This is a genomic window from Paenibacillus sp. PAMC21692, assembly GCF_014303795.1.
GTDB lineage: Bacteria > Bacillota > Bacilli > Paenibacillales > Paenibacillaceae > Pristimantibacillus > Pristimantibacillus agaridevorans.
Genome location: NZ_CP060293.1, coordinates 6130408 through 6143136 on the forward strand (window position 1 = coordinate 6130408; position 12729 = coordinate 6143136).

10 protein-coding genes are annotated in these 12729 nt (G+C 51.7%); 1 reads left to right on the forward strand and 9 read right to left on the reverse strand.

Translation table 11 applies throughout. The features are described from left to right. Window positions 1-9: 9 nt before the first annotated feature. Together H7F31_RS25085 and H7F31_RS25090 are read right to left on the reverse strand one after the other, a co-directional pair. Window positions 10-1035: a Gfo/Idh/MocA family protein gene (locus H7F31_RS25085; RefSeq protein ID WP_187101015.1), complete on the reverse strand. Its 1026-nt coding sequence runs from the start codon at window positions 1033-1035 to the stop codon at window positions 10-12. Between the two features lie 33 nt (window positions 1036-1068). Then, entirely contained in the window at window positions 1069-2280 is a 1212-nt protein-coding gene (locus H7F31_RS25090; protein WP_187101016.1) for a glucuronate isomerase, read from the reverse strand. A gap of 489 nt (window positions 2281-2769) precedes the next feature. Here H7F31_RS25090 and H7F31_RS25095 point away from each other — a divergent pair, with 489 nt between their 5' ends. Continuing rightward, on the forward strand, window positions 2770-3981 hold the full coding sequence (locus H7F31_RS25095; protein WP_187101017.1) for an IS4 family transposase: 1212 nt from the start codon (window positions 2770-2772) through the stop codon (window positions 3979-3981). A 561-nt stretch (window positions 3982-4542) separates the two neighbouring features. Here the strand turns inward: H7F31_RS25095 and H7F31_RS25100 are convergent. The 7 genes from H7F31_RS25100 to H7F31_RS25130 all read right to left on the reverse strand — a co-directional run bounded on the left by H7F31_RS25100 (window position 4543) and on the right by H7F31_RS25130 (window position 12681). Continuing rightward, entirely contained in the window at window positions 4543-6024 is a 1482-nt protein-coding gene (locus H7F31_RS25100) for a DUF5605 domain-containing protein (protein WP_187101018.1), read from the reverse strand. A 7-nt stretch (window positions 6025-6031) separates the two neighbouring features. Continuing rightward, the gene (gene pdxA / locus H7F31_RS25105) at window positions 6032-7039 is read right to left on the reverse strand and encodes a 4-hydroxythreonine-4-phosphate dehydrogenase PdxA (RefSeq protein WP_187101019.1); all 1008 of its coding nucleotides are present in this window, start codon (window positions 7037-7039) and stop codon (window positions 6032-6034) included. After that, complete coding sequence (locus H7F31_RS25110; protein WP_187101020.1) at window positions 7036-8346, reverse strand: four-carbon acid sugar kinase family protein; 1311 nt, start codon at window positions 8344-8346, stop codon at window positions 7036-7038. Before H7F31_RS25110 ends, pdxA begins: the two co-directional genes overlap by 4 nt. Then, on the reverse strand, window positions 8343-9194 hold the full coding sequence (locus tag H7F31_RS25115; RefSeq protein ID WP_187101021.1) for a glycoside hydrolase family 43 protein: 852 nt from the start codon (window positions 9192-9194) through the stop codon (window positions 8343-8345). The genes H7F31_RS25110 and H7F31_RS25115 overlap by 4 nt, the downstream gene beginning before the upstream one ends. A gap of 74 nt (window positions 9195-9268) precedes the next feature. Then, on the reverse strand, window positions 9269-10789 hold the full coding sequence (locus H7F31_RS25120; protein WP_187101022.1) for an extracellular solute-binding protein: 1521 nt from the start codon (window positions 10787-10789) through the stop codon (window positions 9269-9271). Between the two features lie 66 nt (window positions 10790-10855). Further along, on the reverse strand, window positions 10856-11728 hold the full coding sequence (locus H7F31_RS25125) for a carbohydrate ABC transporter permease (RefSeq protein WP_187101023.1): 873 nt from the start codon (window positions 11726-11728) through the stop codon (window positions 10856-10858). Between the two features lie 23 nt (window positions 11729-11751). Next, complete coding sequence (locus H7F31_RS25130) at window positions 11752-12681, reverse strand: ABC transporter permease (protein WP_187101024.1); 930 nt, start codon at window positions 12679-12681, stop codon at window positions 11752-11754. Window positions 12682-12729: the final 48 nt, after the last annotated feature.

Consider the following 12729-nt stretch of genomic DNA (forward strand, 5'->3'; position numbering starts at 1 on the left):
GTTCCACCTTTACCTATTGTTCCGAGGTTGTCCTTGATCCGTCGCAGATATGAAGCCCTGGAGATCCTTCCCCTGTCCCCTGTCCGGCTCTATTCGCGTGCGCTGCCCCGTGCCGGCCGCGACATTCGTATAATAAACCAGAGCCTGCGTCTTCAAATAATCGGTGGCGCTCGTCTCCGACTCCCTGCCATCTCTTAATGAGGCCAGAAACTCGGTCAGCGGATCGCTTGTCGGAATGGAAGGAAATTCCCGAATCTGCTCTGTTTCGCCATCGCGATAGATCGTAATGATGCCATTTTCAAGCAAAAGCGCCCCACGTTCTCCCTCAATCCGCCAATCGCCGTACCATGGCGTCATGGGGCCTCTCGATGCGATCGTTGCGGAGTAATTCGCAGCGATGCCTCCCGCCATTTCGATAATGGCGTTCGCCGCGATGACAGCTCCCTCTTCCTGCCATGCTCCGATCGGCGCGAACAGCCTTGCCTGAACGGCTTTGCCTTCGCGGCCGGTGAAGTACCGGAGCATGTCCATATGATGGACGCCGATATCGTCCAGCACCGAAACCGGGTATTTGCGCTGGACCCGATGGTAGCGCGCGAACTTGACGTCGACCGACGATACGTCTCCGATCGTTCCTTGACCCAGCATTTCCTTGAGCTTGCGCACGCTGGGGAAATGTCTGTAGTTTTCCGCGATCATAAACGGAATGCCGTCCTTCTCCGCTCTGGCCACTACAGCCAACGACTCCTCGTATCGGAACGAGATCGGCTTCTCGCACAGTACGGGAAGTCCCTTGTCGAAAGCCGCTAAATTGACGGGGGTATGCGCGGCGGGAGACGTAACATTAACCAGAAAATCCGCCTTCTCTCGATCGAGAGCATCCTCCAGCGAGGTATAGAACGGAAACGGATCATCCTCCATCTTCTCCTTCATGGCGGGGTCGGCCTCCACGACGGCGAGCAGCATGCCTTGATCCCTCAACCGCTTATACCAGCTGAATCCCGCGCTCCCGAGCCCGACCAGTATCGCTTTCAATCGCGTCTCTCCTTTCCTCTCCTCCGAATCCGCTTACGGCGTCGGCACGGTCTCGCAGCCGTATCTCCGGGCGGCGCTCCGGTACAGCCACTCCTCCGCCGTATGCAGCGCAGTCTCCTCGTCGATCCAGCCAGCCGCAAGCCGCTCCCATAAAAACTCTGCGGTAAGCCGTTTAATGATCCAGATCTTGCCGAAGCACCACTCCATATTGCGCGCGTCCGATACGACGATAGAGCTTTGACTGGCCGGAAGCGCCTCTAACCGATACTGCATGCTGTCCCGATATGTGCTCCCGCGGAAATTAAACCACCACATCCCCCCGACGCTGACGTTCGGGAAGTTCCAAGCGGCTTGCACCGCGTCCAGATTATTGAGCTCTGCAGCAAGCACAAGCTCGAACGCGCAGCGATAGGTGTCGAACAAAGCCGACAGCTTCAGAATCCGCTGCGTATCATTCGAAGGCACAGCTTCCCCGCACCAGGAGCGCTCGACGCCCAGGAACAGCTGGACGAACAAGCCATTCCGCTCGGCTCCGGCACACACTTCGTGCAGCAGCTCCATTAAAATTTCGTCGCTGCCGCTGTCGGGTCCAATCGTGTAACGGTGATTGGCGCTCGCGGCGTATGCGGGCAGCGTGGTCATGATGCCAGGGCAGCCAGAAGCCTTGTAAGCATCGAGGTTATGCCGAATTTCCCCGGCCGCTTGCTCGAACAATCCCGCGGGATCTTGTGAGGCAGCGATCGTTTTCTGCCATTGCCCAAGCGCGCCGTCAATTCGGGGAACCAGTACCGCGGGATATCGCATATGCCTGAATTCCGCGTGCTCCGGCCGGTTAACGACAAACCGCTTCGCGCCGATCCGGTCGGCTGTTTTCTGCGCCCAGCCCTCATCGCCTTGTCTCGCTTCCACCGCTTTGATCGCCGCCTTGACGGATGCCGCGTCGCGAATCGTCACGCCGTACAAGCTCCGCATGATTTCCGTAAAGGCGATGTTCATCAGCGTGCTTCTCGTTGCTCGGTATGCGGCCACGAAGGCGTCGATCCGTTCCTCCTCGGGCAGCTCTTCCGCATGGGCGGGATAACCGCCTGCCTGCATCTCCCGGTTCAGCCAAAAGTAATGGGCGATTTCCCAGAAGCTGCGCGCACCAAGCGTTTCGCCGACCAAATGCGAATGCGTATCGAACACCTCCATGCCCATCACTCTATCGTAGAAAGCCATTTTCTCTTCTTCCGTCCGACTCGTCATCCTGTCCTTCCTCCCTCGCTTATCGTTCGCTGCTGCTAAGCGGCACCGTTCCGGCTTTCGTGAACATCATACACCCCGATCGTCTCCTGCAACATGTCGTTTCTTAAGCTGCTGCTGTGTTTTCCTATGCAAGCCAAGCCCTTATATCCGATAATTTCGTTTCGATATCGCCTGTTTCGCACTTATGTGAAATCCTTTACCCAAAGTCTCTCAGTGATGAGCGACCGCGTTTAAAAGCTGGCTTTAACGCCAAAAAAGGTCAAAAGCGTAGCTCAAATCGGTGGCGTTCGTTCAATCCCCCTCACCTTCTTCCGAATAAAGGGATAAACGCCACTAGCGTTGCATCAAAGCTTACACTGCAAATAAATTTTCTAAAAGTAACTAATTTTGTAATTTTGTGTTCCTTTTTCATGGACAAAGCATGAAAAAAACTCCATTGTAATGAGGTAGGATACCGATCCATACACCCAATACAAAGGAGTAGCCGTAATGAGTGTATCGGATAAACAGGTCGTTCGTCAATGCCTTTCTCTTTTACCTTTGCAAGATTTTGTTGCCCCTTTTCTGGATTACCGGAAACAGTTCAAAACGGTTCAGCTGCTCAAACTTTTTATCACCGGGCAATTGCTGAACTGGGACTCCCTTCGTACCATAGAAAGCGCTATTCGCTCGGATGAAGGGTTTCAGGCTGAGTTTCAAGTGAAAAGCATCAGCAAGTCTCAGCTTTCACGTCGCATGAATAGCCTGCCCGTCGAGATTACACAAGCTTTGTTTGCTGCCGTGGTGCATGCCCTTCGAAAGCCGATCAAACCTTCTTTAAAGGGAAAGAAGCCCGTGTTGGCTATCGTCGATTCCACAAGCCTTCGCATGCCTCCTGTCTTAGGCGATTGGGCGTATGTGACGGAGAAACAAAACAGTGTAAAGGTTCATACTCGCTTGGTGTTTATCGATGAGCATACCGCGTATCCTGACCATATCGTGCCCTCCACGGGCAACATAAGCGACTTTTCAGGGTCGGATGATCTTGTTGTGGTCGATCCCAACGTGCTTTATGTCATGGATCGCGGTTACGTTTGTTATGTCAGGATGGAGAAATGGGTGACGAACAAAATCGATTTCGTCATTCGGCTTGCGAATCATCACTACGCCGAGGTTCAAAGCGAAAGACCGTCCACGGGTGAACGCTCTACCATCGTTCGCGATGCCGTGGTTATCCTCGGTAACCAGCCTAAAACTAAAATGAGAACACCACTACGCCTCATTGAGTTCTACGATGATCAAGGCCGGTTTTATCGGATCGCAACAACCAGACATGACCTACCTGCAGAAGAACTGATGGACGTCTATCGCAATCGCTGGCTAATTGAACTGTTCTTTAAATGGCTGAAGCAGCATCTGAAGTTCGCCAAACTCTACAGCTATCAACCGGATGCGGTGTGGAATCATATTTATCTCGCATTGGTCGGATACGGATTATCGTATCTGGTTAAACGTGAGCTCCATACGACGCATTCAACATGGGATATTCTCCGACTCATTCGCTTGTATGCGACGAAGAGGTGGTCGGCCTTTCTGACAGAAGTACACAGAATCCCAAAAGCCTGTAAGGTAACCAAACGAAAGACGGGTCCACCTAAGCTGCGAGAAGCCACGGAAACGCCTGGTGTGCGAGTACAACAGCCAAAGAAAAGAAATAGGTAATTTTTTTTGGAAAGGTAGCCTACGCTTAGGTGGAGCTGTCTTTTAATTGCAGGTAACATAAAACTTTGTGAAAATCAGCACGTTGTAGTGTTACAACGTGAGTGTGGAAGCATTAATGCAACGCTAGTGGATAAACGCCCTCTAATGTCCGCGTCTCGGCCCATGCTTGCGTTTTAGAGGGAAATCCTACCTCTAATCCACCTCGAACTGATGCATTCGCGCATAACCCCACCGATTAGTGGGAACTTTTCCCACTATGTCGAGCCCACAGCCTGATTTGTCCAGATTAGAGGGAGCTTTTCCCTCTATTATCCGATGCGCGTACGATTTTCCGATGTGCATACGATTCTTCGATGAGACGTACGATTTTCCAATGTGCATACTATGATGTGCATACTATTTTCCGATATGTATACGATTTATCTGATGCGGTATTAGGGATCAAGCTGAGTTGGGAGAAAACTTATGGCTTTCCTATACTTACAGCTGCTTACCATTAAGACCAAAAAGGCGCAGCCTCCTCCATAACAAGAGGAACTGCGCCTTTGGCCGCGTTACTGACTATACTTTTTCGATTCGAACGATGCGAAGCGCGATATACGGCTTCCCTGGCATATCCACCCGGCAAGTTCCGGACAACGGCTGATCGATCGGCGTAATCTCCATATTCCATGTATCGATAATTTCCGCCCGGAATGTTTCGCCCTCCGGCAAGTCGACGATTCGATAGAGCGGCTGGTGAATTCCGTAATAATGCAAATAATAATGCCCGGGCACGCCGAACGCAGGCACATCCCGAACCTCGGGAATCGGCCTGCACGCTGCTGGCGCCGCCTCGATCAGCTCACGCAAGAATGCGATGCGCTCGGCGCTCTCTCCGTACAAGCGCCCTCCCTTTGCCCACCATATCTCATCCTGCGGATGCACGAAGGTTTCCCCATGCGTTACATAAGCGCCGCGGGTTACCCCGTCCCAGAATCTCCGCGTCATCTCTTCTCCGGAGATATTGCCCCATCGCTGCGGAATATTGCCCTCGTAGCAAATCTCATCGATGACAATCGGCTTCTTGTATTGGTCTCGCCATATCGACGCCATCGTCACATCCCAATGCTGGATGCTGCAGTGCGTCACCCATGGCTTGGCATGATCGTACATCTTGACGCTGGCATGATCATACATCTTTGTCCCATTATGAATAGAACGGAGATGGACGTACGGATCATGGTCCTGTACATAACGGAGCAAGCGATCCCAGTCCGGCATGGCCTTCTCTGCCATGAAGTCGTATTCGTTGGCCAGCGACCACCATACATGGCGGAACGCGCCCAGCCTGGCGATGAGGTAGCGCAGATAAAACTCTTCCGTTCGGGCATCCAGCCGGTCGAAGCCCCAACGCCCTTTGTCATACGGATGGAACAAGATCAGATCGGCCTCGATCCCGAGCTTCCGCAATCCCATTAATCGCGCTTCCAGATTCGCAAAAAAAGCAGGGTTAAACCGCGTGAAATCAAAACCGGAAGCTGCTGATCCCTCGAAAGGAAAATGTTCAGGCTCATCAAAGTTGAAGCTGTAGTTTTTCGGGAACACGCACATCCGAATTTTATTAAAAGGCGACTCTTCCAGCGTTCTCAACGTCTGCTCCTGCAAAGCTTCATCCTGATGAGTCCAAGCGTAACAAGTCGTGCCAAACGGGTAATACGGCGTTCCGTCTTCATAAGCAAATTGAATATCGTTGCGAATACGAACAGGACCATGGTTATTCGCTTCGGGCTCTACGCATGTAAATGTCCCGGCGACGCCATCCAGCTCCGCCTGGTCGCTCTGCGTCTCATACGTCCATTCTCCAGCCGCATCCGGCATAAACCGCACGCGATACGAACTTCCGCCATCATAAAAACCGTCTACCTTGACACTCCGCTGATTAAAACGGAACACCGCTTGAACCTGGACATCCAGATAAGGGTTGCCAACCTCCAATCCGGTCAGCTCCAATTCGAATAGATCCCATCTTTGAACGCGCGTATCTTTTACTTGACTGCTCACCGTACTCTCACTTCCCCTGATTTTCTTTTGGCGCCAGCTCGACGGCTGCGCGAATCGCCGCAATCATGCTTCTTTCGTCGGCCCTGTTGGATCCCGCTATATCAAATGCCGTGCCATGATCGACGGAGGTGCGAATAATGCCGCCCTTTAGTCCGACCGTAATGTTGACTCCCTCTTCGATCCCCAACACTTTGATCGGGGCATGTCCTTGGTCGTGATAGCAGGCGACCACCATGTCGTAATCGCCTCGCGCCGCCAGGTAGAATAACGTATCCGCCGGATGGGGTCCCGTTGCCGCGATCCCTTCGGCCTGCGCCCTCTGTATGCCCGGCAGCAGCTTCTCCTCTTCTTCTCCATTGCCGAATAAGCCATTTTCGCCCGCATGAGGATTGATCCCGCATACGGCGATCGTCGGACGGGGATATCCGGCCCTTACCAATGTATCGTGAGCCAGCTTGATGACGGTATAAGTGCGCTCCGGATTAATCATCTCGATCGCTTTGATTAATCCCACATGCGTCGTGAGGTGAATCACCCTCAGCTTCGGCGTGGTAAGCATCATGGAGTAATCCTCCGTATCGGTCAAATGCGCCAATATCTCCGTATGCCCGGGATAGAGATGGCCGCCTTTATGAAGCGCCTCTTTATTGAGCGGCGCTGTGCAGATCGCGTCGATTTCATGATTTTGCGCCATCGTAATCGCCCTTGCAATATATTGATAAGCCGCGTCCCCCGCTTGCGCCGACACTTGGCCGAAAGGGAGATCCGCCGGCAATAAATCCAGATCGATACAGTCGATCTCGCCTGGCAGGAAACGACAATCCTCCATGCTCGTCACGGCATGTATAACGACCTCTGAATTCTCCAGCTCCGCAGCGCGTTTTAACATTTTGGCATCGCCTATCACAACCGGTCGACAACTTTTATAGAGCTCGGGAGCTTGCAGCGCCTTTACAATGATTTCCGGTCCTACTCCCGCACAATCGCCCATCGTAATCCCTATACAAGGTTTCATTGGCCTACCCTCATCTGAAGTGAATTTATGGATGCCCATAGCACCCTCTCGGAACCGAAGCTTCCCGCCTTGGTGACGGCGCTTATGTTTTTGCCGCCTGTTAATCTGCCGATCGGCACGCCGGTCTCGACCTCTCCGATCAAGGTCAGTTCGCTGGCGCCCAGCTGCGTGATGACCTGCTTTGCGATATCTCCCCCTGTAAGCACGATCCCCGCTACTGCTTGCTTGTCTAACAATCTGCTAGCCATTTGTCCCATAATAACCGCAATCCGGTGACTGACCTCCGACGGGCTCCACCCGTGGGAGCGGCCCATCTCTTGCGCTCTAGCCACATCATCGAGACCGGATGCGCAGTACAACGCGACGTGAGCTCCGCCGGCGAGACCTGTGGAGGCCAATGCGCAAACGCGTTCAATCTCGTCCCGACAGTCGTCCGGCGTCGAGACGAGACGATCGCATCGGACCATAACGCCGATAACATCGGGCTGCTGAAGCACGAATGCCACTTGCTTGCGCGACTCGGAGCTCGCGCTGCCGATCGCAAGAAGAACGGGCGCCGTCCGATCAGAGTTTTTATCCCGCTCCGTCGTCATAATCGGGGCACTTGTCTTTGCTCCGCCGTGCAGCGGCATGTAGGATACCAGTCCCGCCGATCCGGCCCATACGACGCGGTATTCGGTAGCCTGTACGATCCGGACAATAGCCTCCAAATCGGTTTCATCCTCCGAATCAAAGATCAGATAGGGGATTCCATCGGCTTTAAATTGATCCAGCTTACGTTTCACTTCATCGAAGCCGCGCCGAATTTCCGCATAAGCGACAAAAGCGATCGGCCTATCGGTTTGTTGCGCAAGCAAACGGGGGAGGAAGGATTCCGTCACGGGTGTCTTGGGATCGTTGGCCGCTTCGGATTTATGCAGCGGCACGCCGTTCAGATAATGATATCCGTCTATGACTTGACGTCCGTTCCTGGGAAAGCCGGGCGCAATAATGACAAAATCCGGCGCGCATACATCATACATCGCGTCAAGCTCTGCGCCAATATTGCCCCTCATCGTCGAATCCATCTTCTTGTAGATGTCCCGGGCTCCGTCTTGCGCGATCGACTCGGCCACCGCCTTTACGCGCCTATAGGCTTCAGCCCCGCTGACCGCCCTGCTGTCGGTATCGAATACGATAGCGTCATGTTCGTCGCTTTGCTTTCGCCGCTCGCCTATCATCACTGAAGTTCTCAATCCCGCTCGAACTAACTGCGCGCCGCTGTCATTAGCCCCCGTCAAATCATCTGCAATGATCGCGATTTTCACCCCCGCACCCCCAGCTCCGTTTCCTCATCGACCTTAATCACCGTAGCGTGCTTAACCGCAGAGGGCAGCTCCATGCGGTCGTTGATCAGCTCCCAATCCCGCAGGTCGTAAGAACGATAAGCATCATAGATATCCGCTCGGAAACGGTCGACAAGCATGATCCATTCCCGTTTGCCATCGCGATCTACGTTATAGAGAGTGGGGCCTTCCGTCATATGGAAGGTTAACAGCTCCGAGATGTCCCGTACATTAGGTCGATCAGACTCTCCCTTATCCAGATAACAGGATCGAATCGCCTTGCACGCCGCCCCTTCGTCATCATAATGCCGCTCGTCCTTATACAACATGAAGTAACAATCGCCCAAATCCGTAACGTTAGCGTCAATTACGTTATAACCGGGATCAAAAAACAGCTTCGCATCCGAGAAGGTATTAAAATCCGTCGTCGTTACAGACCAGATACGATGATTCCGCGGACCTTCCTCCACGGTGGACGACCATACAATGCGATTCGCCGCCTGAGCGGCGTCATAATAAATTTCGGGCGCCCACGCGTTCTGCGTAACCGGCATATGCTCCATAACGGGAATCAGCTTCTCGTCGCTCCAATCCGTCAGATTGCTCGAACAAGCGTAGCCAATGCTCCTGCTTCCCCAACCGTCCGTCCAGACTAGATGGAAGAGCCCGCCCTTATCCTGATAGAGGAAAGGGTCGCGAATGTTTTTTGTTCCTACGCTGGATGCAAACACAGGTTTGCCGTCATTTCGTTCCTTCCAAGTGTATCCGTCCTTGCTTTCGGCGAGATACAGACTCTCATCCGCATTTTTAAAATAACTGATCATGTACATCGGCAGCACCTCCGGGTCCTTGTGTGAAAATGAACCGGGGAGGTGTGAACACCTGCTCCCGGTCCATCGCAAACCTATTCTTTAATCAGATTATATTGTTCGGTATATTCCTCAATGATTTTTAAACCGCCGGCTTTTTCCCAATTCGCGATCTCTTTCTTCCAGCCTTCTTCGTCAATATTGCCCATAATATATTTGACTTGGGCGTCAAGCATAATAATGTTGAGCTCCGCCCCTTTCTGGGAATAGGTTTCCGAGGAGAGCGATACCGCCGGGTTTCCGACAGCATAGTTTAAGTTATCTACGGTAATGTCTAATGTTTTTCTTTCCAAGTCGGACATATCCTTCGGAATCGACTTCCCTCCCGGGTTAATCGCCAGCAGTCTGTCGCGATACGGCTTGCCTTCCAAGCGGAACAGGTCTTCATCAATCACGGTCGCTTTGCCATCCGTGTTTTTCCAGTGTTTTCCTTCAATGCCGTATTGGAGAAGAGTCGCCATAGGCTCGTCCAGCAGTTTATCCAAGAATCCTAAAATTTTCTTTAAATCTTCTTCCGTCTTCACGCTGGATTTCGGGAATACCAGCAATCCGTTATTGCCCATTTCGGCAGGCGCCCGCTTGCCATCCGCGCCCTGGAGAGGTTCTACGTCAACGACAGCGGTTGGAACGGTTTTGGCTACCGTTCCTTGCAGCGCAACCGCAATACCGGCCGTCCCCACCTTAATGCCGAGCTTGCCGGCATCCCAAGTGGTGCCCGCGCTTGAGTCGTCGATAACCGCAAAATCCTGATTGATCAAGTTCTCGCTGTACAATTTGCGGAATAAGGTCAATACGTCAAAGTAGGTCTGGGAATAGAAGCTCGGAACAATTTTGCCGTCTTCGACTCCCCATTGATTAGGCGCTCCTTGGCTGACCGCGAGCAGATTTACGACAGAGGAAGGTCCATCGGCGAAAATTTTGTCCAGCATAATACCGTAAGAGTCCTTCTTGCCATTGCCGTCCGGATCCCCTTCGCCCATAGCCTTGACCACGTTATACCAATCGTCCAATGTGACCGGCAATTCCAGATTTAATTTCTCCAGCCAGTCTTTGCGGAACGTGACTCCCGATCTGGCGAGCGAACGGAATAGCGGCACGCCGTATACTTTGCCGTCCACAGACACATTTTCGTAATGAAGCGGGCTGACCTCCGCCAGATTCGGATAATCCTTGATAAGCGGACCTACCTCCCAGAACAATCCTTCTTTCATATAACTGATGTAATTGGGAGAGTATTTGATCGTCATTATTTCAGGCAGATCTTGTGAGGCGATCATGACGTTGATCTTGTCGTCATAAGCGGAGCCGGGAATCCACTGCATCGAAAAATCGACGCCGGTGTATTCTTGAAGCTTCGTTTCAATCTCATTGTCTTCCTTCGGGATTTGCGTCGATTGCTCGGCAACCATTGTAATGTGGAATGGTTTGTCCGATTTCGCCTTGTTCCCTCCCGAATCAGGCGCATTGTTGACTGTCGAATTGTCGTTCGAGCCACAAGCAGCCAATACGCTGGAAGCAGTCAGCACCGTACAGAGCAACACCGTTAACTTTTTCAAGATAAGACCTCCATTTTTTCCTTTGTATTTATTAAAAGATATCCCGCTTTGAAATGTCAAAGAGGATTATCCCTTAACCGAACCCATCATTGCGCCTTTGGCAAAGTGTTTCATCAAGAAAGGGTAAACCAGCAGGATGGGAACCGTAGCGAATACGATAACCGCCATCCTGATCGTGATCGGGTGGAAATCGGAACGTTCCACCGCCGACTGATCGCCGAACCGGTCATTGGCCAACATGACAATATCTCTCAGCAGAACTTGAAGCGGCCACTTGCTAGAGTCGTTAATGTACAAGATCGCATTAAAGAACGTGTTCCAATGGGTTACCGCATAAAACAAACCTATGGTTGCCATCGCCGGAAGCGACAAGGGAATAACGATACGGAACAAGATGCCGAGATCATTGCATCCATCGATCTTGGCGGATTCCTCAAGCTCGTAAGGGACCTGCTGGAAAAAGTTTTTCATAATAATCAAGTTAAAGGCGCTTATGGCCCCCGGAATCATTAATGCCCATAAGGAGTCAATTAAACCTACATCCTTCACCACAAAGTAAGTAGGAATCATGCCGCCGTTAAACAGCATCGTAAATAGAACGAGAAGCAATATCTTCTCTCTGCCGCGCAGATGCCGCTTGGCCAGCGGATAGGCCATCATGGATGTAAAAAACAAATTAATAAAGGTGCCCATGAGCGTAATATAGATCGATGTCCCCAAGCTGCGCAGCAAGGTGTCCGTCGAAAAAATATAGGCATACGCCGAAAGCGAGAATTGCGTAGGGAACAGGATAAAGCCGCGTTGCGCAATCTCTTCGGGTGTCGCAAAGGAAACGGCTATGACGTAAATAAAGGGTAAAATCATGACTAATGCGACTATTGTCAACAGCAAGTAGTTCGCGCTATCGAATAATCGATTGCCCCAAGAACGATCTTTCATGGTGATCACGCCTTTCCTATCATTTAATAAATACCTTCTTCTCCGGCTTTCTTGGCCAGCCAGTTCGTACCCAGCACCAGCACCAAGGCAAATACGGATTTGAACACCCCTACTGCCGCGCTGTAGCTATATTGCGCTTGCGTCAGCCCCTTGGTGTATACATAAGTGTCGAACACTTCTCCAACTTCCCTGTTCATCGTGTTGAGCACCAGGAAAACCTGCTCGAAGCTGACATCCAGAAAATCGCCCATCTTCAATATAAACAAGATGATGATCGTACCGCGGATCCCGGGGAGCGTAATATGCCACATCTGCCTCCAGCGATTCGCGCCATCCATCTTGGCTGCTTCATAGAGCTGCATATCGATGCCGGACAAGGCCGCCAAATAAATAATCGTTCCCCAGCCCGCTTCCTTCCAGATGGTCTGCCCCGTGATCAGCGTTCTAAACCATTCTTCGCTTAGCAGAAAGGGAATTTTCTCGAAGCCGAAGTGGGCAATCAAATCGTTGATAATGCCGCCTTCCGTCGTAAGAAACATATAACTGATCCCCACGATGACCACCCAGGAAACAAAATGGGGAATGTAGATGACCGTTTGGATCGAGCGTTTGAACAACTCCACGCGGACCTCATTTAGCATTAACGCCAGAACGATCGGGATCGGAAAGAAGAAACAGATATTATATAAGGCTAGAACGGCTGTATTGCGGAATAACTTAAAAAACTGCGGCTCGGAGAACAGGCGGATAAAATGCTCCAGTCCCACCCATTCGCTGCCGCTGATGCCCAGATGCGGCTTGAAGTTCTGAAAGGACATCACTAATCCCCACATCGGCCAGTACTTAAAAATAAGGAAGTATACGAGACCGGGAATCAGCATGAGATACAACCAGCTATTCTTATACAACTCGCGAAGGATATCATTCGGTTTTCTTAATGGGTTCACATTCATAGCGGTCCTCCAGTGGTTGATGGTTGAGCCGATCGATAGCGGCTGTTT